Below are 19,666 nucleotides of genomic sequence, written 5' to 3'. Positions count from 1 at the left end.
TGCAGTGGGAATTTATGCAGTGGGGCGGGGGATCAGCATGTTGGTGATGCGCGCCGTGCAGGTGGTGCGGCCGCGCTCATCCACAATGTCGATGGAGTGGATGCACAGGGTGCGTCCGAGCTTGACGGCGGTGCAGGTTGCGGTGACCAGACCCGAGACTGCCGGGCGTACGTGGGTTGCGTTGATGTCCACGCCGACCGCTACGAGGTCTTCGCCGCCGTGTACGCCCGCGGAGAGGGAGCCGAGGGTCTCGGCAAGAACCACGTTGGCGCCGCCGTGCAGCAGGCCGATGGGCTGGGTGTTACCGGCAACGGGCATGGTTGCGACGGTGCGTTCTGCGGTGAGTTCCTGGAACTTAATGCCCATGGCGGGGATGAGTTCGCCCAGGCCGCGGGGGAAGTAGGGGTGCAGGTGTTCGGGGATTCCGCTTTCGGTCAGCTGCGCCTTGATTTCTTCTGCGCTGAGGGTGGTGGGTGCTGCCGCGCGGACGGGTGCGTGCTGTGTGTTGTTTTCAGTCATGACTTCCAGTGTACTCCTCGGTTAGGGTGCCTTTGACCTGCGGGGGAGGTTCCGGGCACGATTCAGCCCCGCCTCCTGAACTCAGGAGACGGGGCTGAAAAACGCTATGTGAGCGGATGAGGATTAAGCGGAAATAGCTTCTGCCTTTTCGATGTCCTCGTCGCGAATTTCCTTATCAGGGTTCGCTCCGATTGCTTTGGAAATACGCTCGGTCAGGGCTGCGATGGTCGCGTCACCGGTCACGTTGGTTGCGGTGCCGAAGGAGTCCTGAGCCAGGTACAGAGCAATCATCAGGGCGATCATGGAGGAGTCAAAGCCGAGCATGGACTCGAGCAGACCGATTGCGGTCATCACGCCACCGCCGGGAACGCCGGGAGCGGCAACCATCATCACGCCGAGCACCAGAATCATGGGAACCAGCGAACCGAAGTCGGGGCTCTTACCTGTCATGAACAGCACAGCCACCGCGCAGGAGGTAATGGTAATCATGGAGCCGGAAAGGTGAATGGTCGCGCACAGCGGAATCGCGAAGTCCACCACGCGAGCAGAGATGCCAGCTTTCTTTGCCGAACGCACGGTCACCGGGATGGTCGCAGCCGAAGACTGGGTACCGATTGCGGTGAAGTACGCGGGCATCATGGTCTTGAGCATCTGGATGGGGCTACGGCGAGACACCGCGCCAGCCACCGAGTACTGCAGGGCCAGGGTGACCCAGTGCAGGATAATCACCATGACGAAGACCAGACCGAAGACGGAGAGGATCTTGGCGACCTGACCGGCGAGGGTCATGTTCGCGAACACGCCCACAATGTGCACGGGCAACAGGGGGATAATCACGTAGCTGAGCATCTTCTCAACGATGACCTGGAAGTCCTCGAAGAGGTTCAGCATCGCACGGGTCTTCAGTGCGGTAATGCCCAGACCCAGAATGAAGGAGAGAACCAGCGCGCTGAGCACACCCATAATCGGGGGCAACTGAATGGAAACGTAACCGGCGGAGAGTGCGTTCTCCGGGTTGTCGAAGGATGCCAGCTGCTGACCCTTCAGGATGATGGGGTAGAGCAGCAATGCGCAGGTCAGTGCCAGGAAGCCCGCAAGGATGCTGGAGAGGTATGCCAGACCCACGGTGATGCCGAGCATCTTGCCTGCACCCTGCGCGAGGGAACCAATACCGGGCACGATGAAGCCGATAATAATCAGCGGAATCGCGAAGCTCAGGAAGGCACTGAACACGGTGGAGAAGGAGACGAAGAGCTGCACAATGAAGTCGGTGGGGATGGCTGCGCCGGTTGCGTCATTGATGCCGCTAATCATTCCGGGGGTCAGCATGCCGATAAGCACACCCGATGCAATCGCGATGATAATCCACGCGAGGAGGGGAAGTTTTTTGAGTGCCTTCATAGTTTCCTAAATGAGGGTTCGTTGTGTTAAGCGCGGGAGGTGCCCTCACGGTCCGGTGAATCCTGTTGGTGAATTCTGCCGGTGAATTCTGGGTAGAGTTCTGCCTATGAATACACGGGGTGTGGGGGTTTCCTACGCTGGAGGCGATAATAAGGTTATATATTATCTGGAAACTGTATTATTATCCACCTTACATAGTGGCATGGGGCACAGTTTTTGGGAGGAAAACTCACCAAACGCACCCCACCGGCGCCTATATATGAGGTAAAACTCTTTCCACACACCCCGTGATTCCGCTATATGGCACAGCACCGGCACTCAGTACGGCGCGGGCGCCTCCCAGCAGGACTGACCAGTAGCCACCGCGCAAAACCAGCCGTCACAAAACCAGCCGTCACGAACCCAACCACCGAGCAAACTCAGACTCGATACACTAGAAGAGTGACTACAGAGAACAAAACCCTCCTGCTCATTGACGGACACTCCCTCGCCCTACGCTCCTTCTTCGGCATCTATACCATGGCCGAAAAGACCGGACAGCACATCTTCGTGCGCAGCGACGGCCAGCACACCGAAGCCGTCCACGCCTTCCTCTCCACCCTGCTGAGCATCATCAAAGACAACCAGCCCAGCCACATCGCCGTAGCCTTCGACCTGCCCGGCGGCACCTTCCGCACCGCCGAATACGGTGAATACAAGGGTGGCCGCAACGCCATCCCTGAAGCCTTCAACGGCCAAATCGACCTCATCAAGAAGATGCTCGGCGCGCTCAACATCCCCGCGCTCACCTACGAAAACTACGAAGCCGACGACATCGTCGCAACCCTCACCCGCCGCGGCACCGAAGCCGGCTACAAGGTACTCATCCTCTCCGGCGACCGCGACATCTTCCAGCTCGTCACCGACGACGTCACCCTGCTCTACCCGGTCACCACCGGCCCCTCCAAGGGTATTCAGCGCATGGACCCCGCCGCCGTCGAAAAGAAAACCAAGGTACCTCCGCACATGTACCCCGACCTTGCTGCCCTCACCGGTGAGCAGGCGGACAACCTGCCCGGCGTACCCGGCGTAGGCCCCGGCTTCGCCGCCAAGTGGCTCGGCGAATACGGCTCCCTCGACGCCGTCATCGAAAATAGCGACAAGATCGGCGGCAAGAAGGGCGAAGCACTACGCGAAAACATCGACAACGTGGTGCGCAACCGCCGCCTCAACCAGCTCGTCAACGACCTCGACCTGGACATCACCCTCGAAGACACCGCATTCACCCCCGACCTGGACGCGCTCAACACCTTCTTCGACGAAGTAGAGTTCCGCACCATCCGCAAGCGTGCCGCCGACACCCTCGGCCCCATCGTGCGCGCAGCCGGAACCGCAGGCTCTGCAAGCTCCACCGCAGAAGCAGGGGAGGAGGGCGCCACCAAGAAAGCACCCACCGGCCCCGTCTACGCACCCATCAACACCAGCGCACCCACCAAAAACGCAGACGCCGCAGCATTCCGCGCCTTCTGCGCCTCCGCAGCCGAAGAAAACTACGGCACCGACGAACAGGGCGCGCCCATCGCCGTACCCGAACGCCTCGAAGGCGCCGTGACCCTCTACCCGGTCACCAACCTGCCCGTAGCGCGCCCCGCCATCGGCGACGCACCCGCCGTCAAGGTCACCAAAACCAAAATCCGCGCCGCCGAAGAAAACCCCGAACTGCTCGGCGTGCTCCTCACCAGCAAGAGCACCAGCCTCTGGATCGACACCCGCACCATCGACCCGGAACTCGACGCCGCCCTCGCCGCCTGGCTCTCCGACGAAGCAGCCCGCAAAATCGTCATGGACCTCAAAAACCAGCGCAAACTCCTGCGCGCCCACGGCTACGAACTCGCCGGCGCCGTCGAAGACCCCGCACTGTCCTCCTACATGTGCGGCTTCATCCCCACCGCAACCCGCAAGCTCTTCTCCGAACGCATGGAAGACCTCGCCGAACGCTACCTCTGGATCCCCAAGGACCCCTACGCGCAGCTCGTCTTCCAGCCCGAAGAAGAAGAGGCAGAACCCTCCCTCTTCAGCATGCCCGGCGAAGCCGAACCCGTCGAAAACCTGCGCTACTTCACGCAAATCAGCCGCATCATTCACGAACTCGCACGCCTGCTTCACTTCGAAATGGAAGAACACGGCCAGCTGAAGGTCTACGAAGAAATCGAACTGCCGCTGCTCTACGTCCTCGCAGACATGGAACAGGCAGGCATCGCCGTCTCCGACGCGCTCCTGACCGAACTACACGACACCTTCTCCGCACGCGCAGCCCAAGCACAGGACGCCGCACGCGCCATCATCGGCGACACCGTCGAAACCGACGACGGCGAAGAACCCCTCAACCTCGCCTCCGTCAAACAGCTGCAGACCGTGCTCTTCGACAAGCTCGCCCTGCCGCACACCCGCAAAATCAAGTCCGGCTACTCCACCGACGCCGAATCCGTCACCGAACTGCTCTCCAAAATCTCCCCGGAGTCCGACGGTGCCGCATTCCTCGGTGCGCTCGCCGCCTACCGCGACAACATCAAACTCGTCCAGACCGTCGAAGGCCTGCAGAAAGCAGCCGCCGACGACGGACGCGTGCACACCACCTTCCAGCAGGGTGCCGCCTCCACCGGTCGACTCTCCTCAACCGCGCCGAACCTGCAGAACATCCCGATCCGCACCGAAGAAGGCCGCCGCATCCGTGGCGCCTTCATCGTCGCGCCCGCACCCGTCGACGGCGTGGAGTACGAGGGTCTGCTCACCGCCGACTACTCGCAGATCGAAATGCGCATCATGGTGCACCTCGCCGCCGATGAGAAGCTCATCGCAGCCTACGAAGCGGGGGAGGACCTGCACCGTTACGTCGGCTCCGAAGTCTTCGGCGTCGCACCCGAAGACGTCACCCCCGAGCAGCGCTCCAAGGTCAAGGCAATGTCCTACGGCCTGGCATACGGCCTGTCCCGCTTCGGCCTCGCCAAGCAGCTGAACATCAGCTCTGACGAAGCCGGCGAACTGCGCACCAACTACTTCAAACGCTTCGGACGCGTGGGACGCTTCCTGCGCGGTGTGCTCAAGCAGGCACACCAGGACGGCTACACCGAAACCATTTTCGGCCGCCGCCGCGTGCTGCCCGACCTGGACTCGCCCAACCGTGTACGCCGAGAAGCCGCCGAACGCGCCGCCCTCAACGCCCCGATTCAGGGCACCGCCGCGGACATCATCAAGATCGCCATGATCAACATTCACCGCCGCCTGCGCGAAGAGGGCCTCAAGACCCGCATGCTGCTGCAGGTGCACGACGAAATCATCCTCGAAGTCGCCACCGGTGAGCGTGAAGCTGCCGAACGCGTACTGGTCGAGGAGATGAGCGGTGCCGCATCCCTGCGTGTTCCTCTGGATGTGCAGGTCGGCTGGGGCAAGTCCTGGCAGGAGGCGGGCCACTAGGCTTAGCCCCTCAGTTCCCGCTTGGGAAAGCTGGGCCGCTTGGCTCTGCTTGGAAAGGCAGTATTCGTCCTCGTTCCTACAGGGCGGGTGGGTACGCTATACCCTTCCTCCGCTCCTGCAGGGGAACCCACCCTCTCGGGCGCTCCGCTCTCTCCTTGCTTCGCTGCGGAGAGCACCCGAGAGGGTACCCTGATGTCGCTTCCGGAGGGTATAGCTACCCTGCGTTCCGGCTAGGCTTGGTGTCTCGCGCGGAGGGGCGGTGTCGTCCGTAGTGACATCAGGGTGCCCGAAGCGAAGCGAGGGCGGGTGCCCCTGTAGGAACGAGGACGAGCACCGTCCCGCGAGTCGTCCCCGTCCTACCTGCAAAATAGGGGAGTAAAACCGGGCGCGTAACCATTGACGACACGCCCGGGATTCCCGTAAACTGTTAACTGCGTGTACCAACGTACGGGTTTTCTATGCTCTTTTTCTCCTTAAGAAAACGGGGAGAAGACGGGCGCAGATCGCTCGTACACCCTGCCTTAAAGCATTCGCTTCCGGTGGGCGGTACACATTGTAAGTATCCGTCAGCTCGACGTTTCCTCACCCCGTTCAAAGGTGTTAGCGGCCCTATGCCGTGCACGCCGGGGTGAAAAAGTGAGCCGGCCGGCGCCTCCACTCGGGGGTGTTGAACGGCGAACCGGCAGCGTCGACCTATTAGAAATCCAATTGGAGCCCTCACTACATGAGCACCAACATCCCTCAGGTCGCAATCAACGACATCGGCGACGAGCAGGCATTCCTCGAGGCTGTCGAGAAGACCATCAAGGTTTTCAACGATGGCGATCTCGTCTCCGGCCAGGTTGTTAAGATCGACCACGATGAGGTTCTGCTCGACATCGGTTACAAGACCGAAGGCGTCATCCCCTCCCGCGAGCTGTCCATCAAGCACGACATCGACCCCTCTGAGGTTGTCGAGCTCGGCTCCGAGGTTGAGGCACTCGTCCTCACCAAGGAGGACAAGGAAGGTCGCCTGATCCTCTCCAAGAAGCGCGCACAGTACGAGCGTGCATGGGGCGACATCGAGAAGGTCAAGGAAAACGACGGCGTCGTTACCGGTACCGTTATCGAGGTTGTCAAGGGTGGCCTTATCCTCGACATCGGTCTGCGTGGCTTCCTGCCCGCATCCCTCGTTGAGATGCGCCGCGTCCGCGACCTCGCACCTTACATCGGCCAGCAGCTCGAAGCTAAGATTATCGAGCTGGACAAGAACCGCAACAACGTTGTTCTGTCCCGCCGTGCATACCTGGAAGAGACTCAGTCCGCTGTTCGCTCCTCCTTCCTCAACGAGCTGGAGAAGGGTCAGGTCCGCGAGGGCGTTGTCTCCTCCATCGTCAACTTCGGTGCATTCGTGGACCTGGGTGGCGTGGACGGTCTGGTTCACGTTTCCGAGCTGTCTTGGAAGCACATCGACCACCCGTCCGAGGTTGTCGAGGTTGGCCAGCCCGTTACCGTCGAGGTTCTCGAGGTGGACCTGGACCGCGAGCGCGTGTCCCTGTCCCTCAAGGCAACCCAGGAAGATCCGTGGCAGGCATTTGCTCGCACCCACGCTCTGGGTCAGATTGTTCCCGGCAAGGTCACCAAGCTCGTTCCCTTCGGTGCATTCGTGCGCGTTGAGGACGGCATCGAAGGCCTCGTCCACATCTCCGAGCTGGCAACCCGCCACGTTGACCTGGCTGAGCAGGTCGTCTCCGTTGGTGAAGAGGTCTTCGTTAAGATCATCGACATCGACATGGACCGCCGCCGCATCTCCCTGTCCCTCAAGCAGGCAAACGAGGGCGTTGACCCCAACGCTACCGAGTTTGACCCCGCTCTGTACGGTATGGCTGCAGAGTACGACGAGGCTGGCAACTACAAGTACCCCGAGGGCTTCGACCCCGAGGCTAACGAGTGGCTGGAAGGCTTCGACGCACAGCGCGAGGCTTGGGAAGCACAGTACGCAGAGGCACAGGCTCGCTTCGAGGCTCACAAGGTTCAGGTTGCTAAGGCTCTCGAGGCTGACGCAGAGGCTGCAGCAGCGGCTCCCGCAGCAGCTGAGCCCGCACCGACCTCCTACTCCTCCGAGGAGCCCGCTTCCGCAGGTACCCTCGCATCGGATGAGGCACTGGCTGAGCTCCGCAAGAAGCTGACCGGCAACTAATCTGCCGCTCAGATGAGCACTCATCAGGCGTAATAGCCGATAGGTAACCCCGCACGGGGTGCCTAGAGCAGGGGAACCCCCTCATCTCCCGTTTGGGAGGTGAGGGGGTTCTTTGCGTTCTGGGAGGGTTTGGGTTTGGGGCTGGGCGCGTTGGGATCCGGGGCGTGTGCCCGGTGCTGCCGGGGAGGGTTTTAGGAGGCGGTCATCTGCGCCCAGACGGCGCGCACCTGCGCGGCGGTCTCCTCTAGCGAACCGCCGTTATCGATAATCCAGGTTGCGATAGCCTCACGCTGCTCGTCGGTTGCCTGCGCGGCAATGCGGGCGCGCGCATCCTCCTCACTCATGCCGCGCGAAGACACCAGGCGCTGCAGGCGAGTCGCCAGGGGAGTGCGCACCACGACCACGCCCTCAAAGGCGGACGGGTCGCCGGTCTCCACGAGCAGGGGAATGTCCTCCAGCACCACGCCACTAAAACCGGGCTCGGACTGTGCCTGCTCCACCAGCTGCGCGGCACGCTCACGAATAGCGGGGTGCACAATCGCGTTCAGCCGCAGGCGCGCCTGCTCATCATTGAACACGATACGCGCCAGGGCGGGGCGGTTGAGGCGGCCGTCCTCATCGAGCAGATGCTCACCGAACTCCGCGACCGTGCGGGCGAGTACCGCCTCCCCGGGCTCCATGAGGGAGCGGGAGATAGCGTCCGCATCCACCAGGAACGCGCCCTGCTCAACGAAGAGGGAGGCGATGGTGCTCTTGCCGCTGCCGATACCGCCGGTGAGGGCGTAACGGCGCAGGGCGGTAGAAGCGGGGGAAGAAGACTGGGACATGGACGGTGCTCCTGACGGGCTGTGCCACAATAGATAGGTACTGATTAGAGGAGGACACATGCAGGAAGAAACTCGCGCCAACCGCTACCTTGTGCCGCGCGGCGATGAGCCCTATGAGAGCCTCCTCGAAATTAAGCGTAGCGAATTTATTGGTCACATCAAGCGCGTGAGCACTGTTGAGGAGGCGCGCGCATACATCGAGTCGGTGCGCAAAACCTACCACGACGCCCGCCACGTGTGTTCGGCGTTCATTATTGGTGCTGACCGCGATATTCAGCGTTCCTCCGACGATGGCGAGCCCGCCGGTACCGCCGGTGTGCCGATGATGCAGGCGCTGCTGGCGCGTCAGACCCGCGAGGACGGCAGCACCGACCTGTCGGATGTGGTTGCGGTGGTCGTGCGCTACTTTGGCGGCATTAAGCTTGGCGCGGGTGGTTTGGTGCGTGCCTACACGGATGCGGTGGTGCAGACCCTGGACGGTGCGCTATTTGATTCGCGTGAGCGTCTGCGCGTGGGCCGGGTGCCCAGTTCGCATGCGGACGCTGGCCGCCTGGAAAACGAAATCCGCGCCGCCGGTCTGAACGTGCTGGGTACCGAGTATGGCGCGGAGGGTGCCACGATTTCCCTGGGTGTGTTTGACCGCCCGGAGGAGCTGGAACGTGCCGAGGAGCTGGTGGTGAGCTTGAGTTCCGGCGCGGCGAGCGTGACCTGGGGCGATACGCAGTGGGTGGATTTGCCGGTCTAGGTTACCGGCCCCTAGATTCCAGATTCTAGATTCCCGGTCTTAGATTTCTGTTCTTCCTGGATTTCCGGGCTAAAACGCCCGCATAAAGCTCTCAAAACCTGAAACATAGCTCAACCTTAATCAATAGTTACTCTAACCCTAGTAATTGCCCGCTAAAGCTGATAGCCTAAAAAGCGTTGCGGAACGCACACGCCCCTCCACAGCATGGGCAACGGGTTCATCACCAGCGGTAACCCAGCCCGGCGCCTCCACGGGGGAGCGGGTGCTCCCGCACTGACGGGCGGGCTCAACGCTGACATCTCAGCGCGGAGAACTGGGTACTATCTCAGTGCTGAGATCCTGATGCTGACGTCTTGAAGCTATAGCTTAGTTACTCAAGGAACGAGGCACAGCTGTATGCCGGTACTATACGATCCGGCAGACGGTGGTGTGTGCACGAACCATCTGCCGGTAGGCGCCGAGCCCCGCCCGTCACCCTATAAAGAATCAGCTAACGAACGCTCTGAAGAGCTCAAGGTCGTGAAAACGTGACGCAGTCGGGAACCTACCGAGAACAAGCAGTCGAACAAGCAGGCAAAAACTCATCAGAGCAGTCCGCGGGCAGCCGCGGCGGCACCGCAACCCTCAACCGCGCAGGAACGCGCCTCCACAAGCGGAACAGCGCTGAGCAGCTTGAACCCGCCACCGTCGCCCAGCTACTCAACGCCTACCGCCAGCAGAACCTCGGCACCCTGCTGGGCGTGCTCACGCAGCGTCCGGCAGAGTTTGCCCGTCAGCTCGGCAGGCTCTGCCGTGTCTTCCCCGAACATGTTCACGCCATCGCCCAGGCGTTCGGCACCGTGGGCCGCGCCCTGCCCCTTGACGAGCTGGTGCGCCTGCACAACCGCTACTCTAACGCCGCCCGCGGAGTCGGCGAACACCTCAGCCTGGATAACTCCGGTGTGGCGCACCTGGTTCAGAGCCCAGCGCTCAGCCGTGAAGGTGCGGGTCACCTTCTCATGGCGGTTGAACTCTGCCTCGCCGGCAGGATGCGCGGGCTCACCATCGCCATGCCCTCCACCGAGGCGTTCACCCCGGCTGAGCAGGCACCGAGCCTCGGATCCTGCAACCCCGCCCTGGACGGTGCCCTCAACGCGTTCGAACCGGCAGGCTGGGAGCCGTTCCCCCTGGACAGTAGCGAAGTGCTACTCGCGACCGGTGTGCGCGATGTACCCGACGGCTACGAGCTGTCCCTCTGGCTGCTCGATGACGACTACCAGTGCCGCGCCCGCATTGAGCGCGGCGCCCCGCAGGTGTGCGTGGCAAGCTTCTACGATGAAGAAGTCATCACCCGAACCGTGGAAGAAACCGGGTCGGGTGAAGCTGGCCTGGTCGGGAACTACCGCGTGGAGGAGTACGCGGAACTGGATTACCTCAACGCCATGGACCGGCAGGTACGCTACGTGGCGGTCACCGCCGCCGTGGGGGAGCCGATGCTGTCTGCGCTTAACGAGAAGAGCGCGGTGCCGAATAGTATTCCCGACCCTGCCGCTTTTGCGAACGGTGCGGGCGCCTCCCGGTTTGAGGGGAATGCCCTGCCGGATATCCGCACCGCCGCCGTGGTCGGTAAGGGCCTGCGCACCGTCAACCACCGCGGCATGCTGCCGGTGCTGGGTGTGCCGAACCGAACCGTGTGCGCGGTGATTGACCTGTATAAGCAGCGCATCTGCGTGCCGGGTGTGGGCATTCCGCGCGGGCTGAGCGTGGAGGATGAAGAGCGCACCATGCAGCTGATTTTGAGCGCCCTGAATGGGTATCTTCCGCTGACGAACCGGGGGCTGATGAGCCTCGCCGGAGCGACCGTGGAGGTGCGCTAAATCCTTACCCGCGAGGTGCCCCACTGGCATGTACCCGCAGGCGCGTAGCCACCGGTGGGCAGAGGGTATTGCGAGCGCATTGCGCGTCATCGTATTGCGCCAGCAGAAAAGGGGCGACCAATCGTAGCGCGCATCGGGCGGCTTTCCCCTAGGATGGATACATGAGTTACGCACCCCAGATTAACCGCGTTGTCGCCCCCTTTGAGGTCATTAGCCCCTTCCAGCCTGCCGGTGATCAGCCGAAGGCTATCGCCGAGCTCACCGAGCGTGTGCAGAACGGTGAGAAGGACATCGTGCTGATGGGCGCTACCGGTACCGGTAAGTCCGCGACCGCAGCCTGGCTGATTGAGGCGGTGCAGCGTCCGACTCTGGTGCTCGTGCAGAATAAGACCCTGGCCGCGCAGCTAGCGAATGAGCTGCGCGAGCTGCTGCCGAATAATGCGGTGGAGTACTTCGTCTCGTACTACGACTACTACCAGCCTGAGGCGTACGTGCCGCAGACCGATACGTTCATTGAGAAGGACTCCTCCATCAACGAGGAGGTGGAGCGTCTGCGCCACTCGGCGACGAACTCCCTGCTGACTCGCCGTGACGTGGTGGTGGTTGCGACCGTGTCCTGCATTTACGGTTTGGGCACGCCCGAGGAGTACATTGAGCAGATGGTGACTTTGCGTCGCGGTGAGGAGATTGACCGCGACGAGCTGCTGCGCCAGTTCGTGGCGATGCAGTACGCGCGTAACGACATGGACTTTCACCGCGGCACGTTCCGTGTGCGCGGCGATACCGTCGAAATCATCCCCATGTACGAGGAGAACGCGATCCGCATTGAGTTCTTCGGTGATGAGATTGAGGCGATTTACACCCTGCACCCGCTGACCGGCGAGGTGATTCGCGAGGAAGAAGAAATGTACGTCTTCCCTGCAAGCCACTATGTTGCTGGCCCGGAGCGTATGGCGAAGGCTATCACCTCCATTGAAGATGAGTTGCGCGAGCGCCTGCAGACCCTCGAATCCCAGGGCAAGCTGCTGGAGGCGCAGCGTCTGCGCATGCGCACCACCTACGACCTGGAAATGATGGAGCAGATGGGCTTCTGCAACGGCATTGAGAACTACTCGCGCCATATTGACGGTCGTGCCCCCGGTAGCGCCCCGAACTGTCTGCTGGATTATTTCCCGGATGATTTCCTGCTAATTATTGACGAGTCGCACGTGACGGTCCCGCAGATTGGTGCCATGTATGAGGGCGATATGTCCCGTAAGCGCACCCTGGTGGAGCACGGTTTCCGTCTGCCGTCGGCGATGGATAACCGCCCGCTGAAGTGGGAGGAGTTCCTGGAGCGTATCGGTCAGACGATTTACCTTTCGGCGACTCCGGGTAAGTATGAGCTGTCGCAGGCTGATGGTTATGTGGAGCAGATTATTCGCCCGACCGGTCTGATTGACCCGGAGATTGTGGTCAAGCCGACTAAGGGTCAGATTGATGATTTGCTTGAGGAGATTCGCGTGCGCGTTGAGCGTGATGAGCGTGTGCTGGTCACGACCCTCACCAAGCGCATGGCGGAGGATCTGACCGAGTATCTGCTGCAGCACGGCGTGAAGGTGCAGTACCTGCACTCCGACGTTGACACTCTGCGCCGTGTGGAGCTTCTGCGTGAGCTGCGCCTGGGTACTTTTGATGTGCTGGTTGGTATTAACCTGCTGCGTGAGGGCCTGGACCTGCCGGAGGTGTCCCTGGTTGCGATTCTGGATGCCGATAAGGAAGGCTTCCTGCGTTCGACCACTTCGCTGATTCAGACCATTGGTCGTGCGGCGCGTAATGTGTCCGGTCAGGTGCATATGTATGCCGATAAGATTACGGATTCTATGCGCGTGGCGATTGATGAGACGAACCGCCGCCGCGAGATTCAGCAGGCGTACAACCGTGAGCACGGCATTGACCCGCAGCCGCTACGTAAGAAGATTGCCGATATTACGGATGTTCTCGCCCGCGAGGAGGAAGATACCCGCGAGCTTCTGCAGCTGCGGAAGAGCGGTAAGAAGGGTGCCCGCACGGTGAGTGCGGGTGCGAAGACCGGTTCTGTGACCTCGTCGAAGATTGCCACGAGCACCCCGGAGTCGGAGGAGCTTCTCGCCCGTGCGGAGGCGCGTGTTCGTGCCGACGGCCTGGCGGCGGTACCCGCCGAGGATCTGCTGGATTTGATTGAGCAGATGAATGAGCAGATGCGCGTGGCGGCGGAGAATCTGCAGTTTGAGTTGGCGGCGCGTCTGCGTGATGAGCTTGCCGATTTGAAGAAGGAGCTGCGCCTGATGAAGGAGGCGGGTCACGCCTAAACCCGGTGCTCTAAACTTGGTACCCTAAACACCGTGCTCTGAGCCCGGTGCTCTAAGTCCGGCGTTTAGGTGTCTGACTTGGGTTTTTCGCCATGATATAATTCATTGCTCGTGAAGTTCCACTGAGTGCAGATACATGCTGTACACTATCAAAGTGTTTTACGTGTCAAATAATACCGTGACGCTTCCGAACGATAAAGAAAAATCTGTGACTATTTCGAATAACCCTTCAGACGAACACACTACGGGAGCTCGTTCCGTTACCCGCCGCAACCTCACCCGCGGCGCGCTCTGGGCTACGCCCGCTATTGCCGTCTCCACGGCGGTGCCCGCATTCGCAGCCTCGGCTGATGATTGCAAGACGGTTAAGGGCCCGGACTTCACCCAGGTCGGCGGCTGGATGATCACCAACCCCGCCAGCGGCGCCCTGCAGTCGCGCACCAAGAACAAGCCCGTGACTGCGCCGGTGACCGGTCAGGCGTGGTGGTCCATGGAGAATGCAACCTCCCCGAACCCCGCAACGATCCGCCTCATGTCCGTGTACGAGGCGACTCACGGCCCTGAGGGCGACCTCAACCTGAACTGCGGTGAGTTCGTGATGACCTACAACGTCTCCGCGCTGGAGGCGACGGCCGGCACCACGCACCTGCACCCGTCCATGGACATTTACCTCTTCTCGCCCAAGGGTGAAATCATTGACCGTCAGGTCTTCACGACCGACCCGACCGGCAAAGCAACCGTCATGACCCGCAACGGCAAGACTCAGACCGTTCAGGGTCAGGTCATTCCGTTTGCATCGAGCGTGAATGATCAGGCGACCGGCATCTCCGCGCGTTTTGCGCTGCGTGGCGATAAGCTCATGGAAGGCATGTACCAGTTCGAGGTGGTTATCACCGTGCCGACGATTCATGAGAACGACAAACTGGATACGAACAAGCAGGTGAACGCGATTGCTTTCACCCCGCCGACCTTCAATATGACGACCTCCTAATTGAATCTCCTCATTGAATGATCCTCACTGAATGAAAAAGTAGCCCTCCCCGTAATAGTTCACGGGGAGGGCTACTTTGATGTGGGCTTGCTACGCGGTGCTGGTCTATGCGTGCTGGTCTGCGATGTGTTGCTCCCACTGCACCGCTCTACGCTGCACCTTTTTACGCTGTGCCGCTTGCCGCTGCGCCTTTTATACGTCGCCATTCTCTAGTGCGGCGGCGTCGTAGCGCTCGCGGGCTTCGAGTACCGCCTGCATATTGTCCTGCGCCCAGTGGCGCAGGGCGGCCATCGGCTCAATGAGGGTCGTACCGAGCGCGGTCAGTTCGTAGTCCACACGTGGCGGAATGGATGCGGTGACCCGGCGTTCTACCAGGCCGTCACGTTCCATGGAGCGCAGGGTCTGGGTGAGGACCTTGGGGGAGACGCCCTGAATCATTGCTTTGAGTTCACCGAAGCGGGCGACGGGCTGTTCGGAGAGCGCCGCAACAATGAGCGGGGTCCACCGGTCGGTGAGGTGGCGCATCACGGTGCGGGAGGGGCAGGCGTGGGCGAGAATATTGGCGGGCAGGTCGTCCTGCGGGGTGCGGGTGGTTGCGGTTTCGCGTGCTGGGGAGGTGGTTTCGTGCGTGGTTGCAGTTTTGCGTGCGGGGGAGGTGAGCGTGATGGTCATAGCTGCTGTCTTTTCAATCTGCCAAGGGCTGTTTGAGGGGGTGCGAGGGGTGCGAAAAATATTTTTAAATATTTTCTCAAACCCCCTAATAGTTACCTTGAGGTACCTGGTTTCTAATGGATACTATAAAACTATCACGCGGAATACCGCAAGAAAAACCGCAACAAAAACGTCAGAAACCACTCCGATAGGAAGCCCTCATGAACATCGCAATCATCGGCGCAACCGGCATGGTCGGCGCACGCACCGCAGCAGAAGCAATCTCCCGCGGCCATCGGGTTGACGCCTACACCCGCTCCGGCAAGGCACCCGAAGGCGCTACCGCCCACAGCATCGACCTCGCAGACACCGCAGCACTGGTTGACGTCGTCAACAACCACGACGTCACCATCGTCGCCGTCTCTGCGGGCCGCGGCACCTCCGCGCAGCCGGTCATTGACGCACACCGCGCACTGATCGCGGCAGCACCTACCGGTCGCCTGCTGGTCGTCGGCGGTGCCGGCTCCCTCGAGGACGGCAACGGCAACCGCTTCGTTGATAGCGAGGGCTTCCCCGAAGAGTACAAGCCCGAGGCGAAGGCATTCTCCCATATTCTTGACGAATACCGCGCCTCCGAGGGTCTGAACTGGACCATGGTCTCCCCGGCGTTCGAGATCGCACCGGGCGAGCGCACCGGCAAGTACAACACCGCGCTGGACACCCCCGCAGGTGCTTCCATTAGCGCCGAGGACTTCGCTGTCGCACTGATTGATGAGGCGGAGGAGCCCAAGCACGTGGGCCGCCGCTTCACCGTTGCTAACTAGTAGCAGCGCTAAACCCGGAATGCCGCATCCGACGGGATAACCCCGTCGGAACGATTCATAATCATTAGCTGAAAACTGCATTACAGAAAGAAGACAAATGTCTAAGGCTCTTATCATCTACGGTCACCCCACTCCCGAATCTTCGACCGCCAACGCTGAAGCTCTCCGTGTTGTCACCGATGCCCTGGGAGAAAACGTTGAGGTGCGTGAAATTGCAACCCACCGCGTCAATGGTTCATTTGATATCGCCGCAGAACAGCAGGCTCTCGTGGAAGCGGACGTTATCGTTCTGCAGTTCCCCGTCTTCTGGTACTCGGTTCCCGCGTTGCTTAAGCAGTGGCTGGATGAGGTCTTCACCTACGGATTCGCCTACGGTAGCGACGGCGATAAGCTGGCCGGTAAGACCCTCGTAGTTGCCGCAAGTGCTGGTGCAAACGCAGAAATCTATGCGGAGAAGTTGCCGAACAACTTCCCCGAAATCTTCAACCCTCTGCAGAACACCGCGGCATTTTCCAGCATGAAGTGGGCAGAACCCGTGTACGTGTACGGCGCATTGAGCATGCCGGGTACTGAAGATATTGCTCGTTCTGCAGGTACTGACCTGGGTCAGCAGCTTGTAGCACGTTTGCGCGAGCTGAACATCTAAACCCATACCGCTGGTTCTTAAACCGCGGAGGCTCTTCACCTTGGGGGGCTCGGAGTGGCACCACTTCGGGTCCCTCTTTGCGTGTACGGAAGCATGCCTACTGTGCTAGTACGACCTTCGGCACCCTACAAATAATCTATAAATACCGGTGATTTCGCGCCCTTCAAACCACCTAATAAACCGTCAGAAACATAAAAACTTCACTGGACCTTCAGAGAATCATAAACCCTAAGGTATAATCGTTCACCGAGCAAGGGAGTATCCCACCAATCGACTCATCGTCAGCACGTTAGCCGAAGGCGCCTAACCGGTGAATCGGGCCGACCTCCATTCAGGTCGGCGGGAGAGACTTGTGGTCCTGTACGCACACCACAAGAAAGGCTCCCCATGGAAGTTACCGGGTTGCAATGGTTGGTTACTATTCTCATCATCGCGGGTCTGTTGGCCTTCGATTTCGTGTTCCACGTCCGTAAGGCGCACGAACCCTCCGTCAAGGAAGCGGCCATCTGGTCGAGTATTTACATCGGCATCGCGATGCTGTTCGGTCTGTACATTTTCGTGACGAACGGCCCCTCCGCCGCCACCGAATTCTACGCAGGCTACATCACCGAAGAAGCTCTCTCGGTCGATAACCTCTTCGTCTTCATGATTATTATGGGCACTTTCCGCGTCGCTCGTGAGAATCAGCAGAAGGTTCTGCTCTTCGGTATCGTCTTCGCGATTCTGGCGCGCGGCACCTTCATCTTCGCCGGCGCGGCAATCATCAACTCCTTCGCCTGGGTGTTCTACATCTTCGGCCTGGTCCTGCTCATGACCGCAGGTAACCTGCTCAAGGACGAAATCACCGAAGGCGACGGCGACGACGAAGCAGACAACATCATGGTCCGCCTCGCCAAGAAGTACCTGAAGACCAGCGACCACTTCGACGGCGACAAGCTCTTCACCATCGAAAACGGCAAGCGCGTCATGACCCCCATGATGCTCGTCATGGTCGCTATCGCCGGTTCCGACCTGCTCTTCGCGCTCGACTCGATCCCCGCGATCTTCGGCCTCACCCAGTCCGTCTACATTGTGTTCACCGCGACCGCATTCTCCCTCATGGGTCTGCGCCAGCTGTACTTCCTCATTGACGGCCTGCTGGACCGCCTCGTCTACCTCTCCTACGGCCTGGCGACCATCCTTGCGTTCATTGGCGTGAAGCTGATCCTGCACGCAATGCACGAGAACAACCTGCCGTTCATTAACCACGGCGAGCCCGTGCACGTTGTGGAGATTACCACCGAAATGTCGCTGATGGTCATCGTGGGTGTCCTCATCATTACCGTGCTTGCCTCGCTGCTCAGCCCCAAGGGCCGCGCACTGCAGACCATTCAGCGTGTTCAGGCGCTCTCCGAGAAGTACCTGGCACTGCCCGAGGATGCACCCGCCGCCGAGCGTGCGGACATCACCGCCCGCTGGCAGCAGGAAACCGAGAAGCTCAATGCCATTCCCGCCAAGCTGCGTGAAGAGCTGATCGAGAAGGAAGACGAATACCACGCCCTCGTGATGCGTGCCCGCACCGCGCAGGATGCGCACGCTTCCTCCAAGTAGTAGTTTGAGCTACTGAGCCTGCGGCCTCACGAGGCTGAGTGCTCACACTAAAGCCCCTCACACCGGATCAACCGGGGTGAGGGGCTTTAGCTATATCAAAATATATTCGGGGATAAACCCGGGGCAGAATGACTACCCGGCGAAGAATTACTGGTTGTGAACCTCAGCCAGCATGTTCTTCAGGTGACCCAGAATGGTCAGCGGGTCAGAACCGAAACCGTCGTGGTGGTGGGTCTTCGAGGTCCACACCTGAGTGTTACCGACCCAGCGAGCGGTCTCCATGGAGTGCTCAAAGTCCACGTACACGTCCGGGTTGTACGCCGCAGCCACCACGGGAACCTCGTTCTTGTGCAGCTGTGCGTGGTCGTACAAGCGACCCCAGTCCTTCTTCTCAGCCAGCAGGTTAGCAACCTCAGCCAGCGGACGCAGCGAGGGATCCTCCTCGTAGTACCAGGGGAAGATGTGCTCGCCGGTGAAGAGCAGACGATCCGCATCCGGTGCGAACTCGGGGCGGGAAGCCGCCACGCGAGCAGCAGACCAGTTGGTCGGCGCGGGGGAGGGGGACAGCTCGTAGCCGGGGATGCCGGGCAGAACGCCATCAGCGGGGCCGTCAGCGTAAATGGTCTCGTGCATCAGGGCGTACAGCGGGTTCGCCTGGAAGGTCACCTCGGCACCCATAGCGGTCAGGAACTGATCGGAGAGGTGGTCGTTACCCTCAGCGAAAGCGGTCTCCAGGAAGTAGTGCAGACCGCGCTCGCGCCAGCAGCCACCCAGGAAGTGACCAGCCATCTGGAAGCGGTGATCGGTCAGACGCTCACCGGTGGGCAGGTACTCCTTGTGGGTGCGCAGGTGCTCAGCAATGCGGGTTGCCAGCTCGGCGTCCTCGGGGAACCAGCTGTAGTACTCCTCAACACGTTCCTTCATACGGTCGAAGGTGTGCTGGTAGACGTTGTCCACGGAGGTACGAATCGGTGCCAGACCCGCGGTGATGCGGCAGTCACGCAGCGACTGAGGTGCGAACGACAGGTAGGACAGGGTCAGGAAGCCACCGAAGGACTGACCAATGGTGGACCAGCGCTTGTCGGCACGGTCAGCCAGTAGCACCTCGCGGACAGCCTCCGCGTCAGCGATGATGGAGTCCGCACGGAACAGCTCAGTGTACTCAGCCTGAACCTGCGGGTCACCCACAGCGGTGATGTTGCGAGCAGACAGCGGGGAAGACATGCCGGTACCGCGCTGATCCAGAAGAACCACGCGGTGAGTCTTCGCCAGCTCAGCAATCCAGCCGCCAATGGAGCCGGTCTTCGGCGAACCGAAACCGGGGCCACCCTGCAGGTACACAATGTAAGGACGCTTATCAGCCGAAACGGTCAGAGTCTCGTTGGTGCTCACAACCTCGCGGGCGAACACGGTGATGGTCTGGTCCGCGAAACGGGAGGAGAGAGCGGCATCCTTGCCCTTGGAGAAAATCAGACCGTGGGTCAGGGGAACCTGGAACCAGTGGTCGGTAATCTCGTAGCCGTCGTGCTTGACGACCGAACCCTTGCGGTACTCAACCTTGGGAAGCGAAGAAACGGTCAACGGTGAACCTTCTTTCATTCAAATAGATAGATACTCTGTATTCTAGCCCACTACGGGCAACATCTGGGCGGAG

The 19,666-nt window shown here is 60.6% G+C and carries 14 protein-coding genes; 9 read left to right on the top strand and 5 right to left on the bottom strand.

The genetic code is table 11. From position 1 onward, the window contains the following. Positions 1-12 precede the first annotated feature (12 nt). Together ACP3RB_RS04370 and ACP3RB_RS04365 are read right to left on the bottom strand one after the other, a co-directional pair. Positions 13-519, bottom strand: coding sequence for a PaaI family thioesterase (locus tag ACP3RB_RS04370; protein WP_426699554.1), 507 nt, complete (start codon positions 517-519; stop codon positions 13-15). Positions 520-642: 123 nt separating this feature from the next. Further along, positions 643-1,920 (bottom strand): dicarboxylate/amino acid:cation symporter, encoded by a 1,278-nt coding sequence (locus ACP3RB_RS04365; RefSeq protein ID WP_296703338.1) that lies wholly within the window; start codon positions 1,918-1,920, stop codon positions 643-645. 441 nt (positions 1,921-2,361) lie between these two features. On the opposite strand from ACP3RB_RS04365, the gene polA reads away from it, so the two are divergent. Both polA and rpsA read left to right on the top strand, forming a co-directional pair. Continuing rightward, a complete protein-coding gene (polA, locus tag ACP3RB_RS04360) occupies positions 2,362-5,373 on the top strand; it encodes a DNA polymerase I (RefSeq protein ID WP_426699553.1) in 3,012 nt (1,003 codons plus the stop codon). 724 nt (positions 5,374-6,097) lie between these two features. Further along, complete coding sequence (gene rpsA, locus ACP3RB_RS04355) at positions 6,098-7,552, top strand: 30S ribosomal protein S1 (protein ID WP_070616461.1); 1,455 nt, start codon at positions 6,098-6,100, stop codon at positions 7,550-7,552. Positions 7,553-7,743: 191 nt separating this feature from the next. Here rpsA and coaE read toward each other — a convergent pair whose 3' ends face one another. Then, on the bottom strand, positions 7,744-8,379 hold the full coding sequence (gene coaE, locus ACP3RB_RS04350; protein WP_426699552.1) for a dephospho-CoA kinase: 636 nt from the start codon (positions 8,377-8,379) through the stop codon (positions 7,744-7,746). Positions 8,380-8,437: 58 nt separating this feature from the next. Here coaE and ACP3RB_RS04345 point away from each other — a divergent pair, with 58 nt between their 5' ends. The 4 genes from ACP3RB_RS04345 to ACP3RB_RS04330 all read left to right on the top strand — a co-directional run bounded on the left by ACP3RB_RS04345 (position 8,438) and on the right by ACP3RB_RS04330 (position 14,301). Then, a complete protein-coding gene (locus tag ACP3RB_RS04345) occupies positions 8,438-9,124 on the top strand; it encodes an IMPACT family protein (RefSeq protein WP_426699551.1) in 687 nt (228 codons plus the stop codon). A gap of 527 nt (positions 9,125-9,651) precedes the next feature. Next, positions 9,652-10,980 (top strand): 2-oxoglutarate dehydrogenase, encoded by a 1,329-nt coding sequence (locus tag ACP3RB_RS04340; protein ID WP_426699550.1) that lies wholly within the window; start codon positions 9,652-9,654, stop codon positions 10,978-10,980. Positions 10,981-11,141: 161 nt separating this feature from the next. Further along, complete coding sequence (uvrB, locus tag ACP3RB_RS04335) at positions 11,142-13,310, top strand: excinuclease ABC subunit UvrB (RefSeq protein WP_426699549.1); 2,169 nt, start codon at positions 11,142-11,144, stop codon at positions 13,308-13,310. A 208-nt stretch (positions 13,311-13,518) separates the two neighbouring features. Beyond that, positions 13,519-14,301: an ornithinee aminotransferase gene (locus ACP3RB_RS04330; protein ID WP_426699548.1), complete on the top strand. Its 783-nt coding sequence runs from the start codon at positions 13,519-13,521 to the stop codon at positions 14,299-14,301. A 192-nt stretch (positions 14,302-14,493) separates the two neighbouring features. On the opposite strand, the gene ACP3RB_RS04325 is transcribed toward ACP3RB_RS04330, so the two are convergent. Further along, positions 14,494-14,973 (bottom strand): winged helix-turn-helix transcriptional regulator, encoded by a 480-nt coding sequence (locus tag ACP3RB_RS04325; RefSeq protein ID WP_426699547.1) that lies wholly within the window; start codon positions 14,971-14,973, stop codon positions 14,494-14,496. A 200-nt stretch (positions 14,974-15,173) separates the two neighbouring features. Between ACP3RB_RS04325 and ACP3RB_RS04320 the strand changes: the two genes are divergently transcribed. The 3 genes from ACP3RB_RS04320 (at position 15,174) to ACP3RB_RS04310 (ending at position 18,012) form a co-directional block, all read left to right on the top strand. Further along, positions 15,174-15,776, top strand: coding sequence for an NAD(P)-dependent oxidoreductase (locus tag ACP3RB_RS04320; RefSeq protein WP_426699546.1), 603 nt, complete (start codon positions 15,174-15,176; stop codon positions 15,774-15,776). A gap of 97 nt (positions 15,777-15,873) precedes the next feature. After that, positions 15,874-16,422: an NAD(P)H-dependent oxidoreductase gene (locus ACP3RB_RS04315; protein ID WP_311445998.1), complete on the top strand. Its 549-nt coding sequence runs from the start codon at positions 15,874-15,876 to the stop codon at positions 16,420-16,422. A 387-nt stretch (positions 16,423-16,809) separates the two neighbouring features. Next, positions 16,810-18,012 (top strand): TerC family protein, encoded by a 1,203-nt coding sequence (locus tag ACP3RB_RS04310; RefSeq protein ID WP_426699545.1) that lies wholly within the window; start codon positions 16,810-16,812, stop codon positions 18,010-18,012. Positions 18,013-18,159: 147 nt separating this feature from the next. On the opposite strand, the gene ACP3RB_RS04305 is transcribed toward ACP3RB_RS04310, so the two are convergent. Then, positions 18,160-19,611 carry an alpha/beta fold hydrolase gene (locus tag ACP3RB_RS04305; protein ID WP_426699544.1) on the bottom strand — a complete coding sequence of 484 codons (1,452 nt, stop codon included), beginning with the start codon at positions 19,609-19,611 and terminating at the stop codon, positions 18,160-18,162. Positions 19,612-19,666: the final 55 nt, after the last annotated feature.

The sequence above is a fragment of the Rothia mucilaginosa genome (assembly GCF_049990865.1).
Classification (GTDB): domain Bacteria; phylum Actinomycetota; class Actinomycetes; order Actinomycetales; family Micrococcaceae; genus Rothia; species Rothia mucilaginosa_I.
The sequence above is the reverse complement of the archived record's forward strand: the minus strand, read 5'-3'. Positions and strand labels throughout refer to the sequence as shown.

Bases quoted from the DNA above. Each gene is read 5' to 3' on its own strand.
- ACP3RB_RS04370 (WP_426699554.1), bottom strand. From the start codon at position 519: ATGACTGAAAACAACACACAGCACGCACCCGTCCGCGCGGCAGCACCC.
- ACP3RB_RS04365 (WP_296703338.1), bottom strand. From the start codon at position 1,920: ATGAAGGCACTCAAAAAACTTCCCCTCCTCGCGTGGATTATCATCGCG.
- rpsA (WP_070616461.1), top strand. From the start codon at position 6,098: ATGAGCACCAACATCCCTCAGGTCGCAATCAACGACATCGGCGACGAG.
- coaE (WP_426699552.1), bottom strand. From the start codon at position 8,379: ATGTCCCAGTCTTCTTCCCCCGCTTCTACCGCCCTGCGCCGTTACGCC.
- ACP3RB_RS04345 (WP_426699551.1), top strand. From the start codon at position 8,438: ATGCAGGAAGAAACTCGCGCCAACCGCTACCTTGTGCCGCGCGGCGAT.
- uvrB (WP_426699549.1), top strand. From the start codon at position 11,142: ATGAGTTACGCACCCCAGATTAACCGCGTTGTCGCCCCCTTTGAGGTC.
- ACP3RB_RS04325 (WP_426699547.1), bottom strand. From the start codon at position 14,973: ATGACCATCACGCTCACCTCCCCCGCACGCAAAACTGCAACCACGCAC.
- ACP3RB_RS04320 (WP_426699546.1), top strand. From the start codon at position 15,174: ATGAACATCGCAATCATCGGCGCAACCGGCATGGTCGGCGCACGCACC.
- ACP3RB_RS04315 (WP_311445998.1), top strand. From the start codon at position 15,874: ATGTCTAAGGCTCTTATCATCTACGGTCACCCCACTCCCGAATCTTCG.
- ACP3RB_RS04310 (WP_426699545.1), top strand. From the start codon at position 16,810: ATGGAAGTTACCGGGTTGCAATGGTTGGTTACTATTCTCATCATCGCG.
- ACP3RB_RS04305 (WP_426699544.1), bottom strand. From the start codon at position 19,611: ATGAAAGAAGGTTCACCGTTGACCGTTTCTTCGCTTCCCAAGGTTGAG.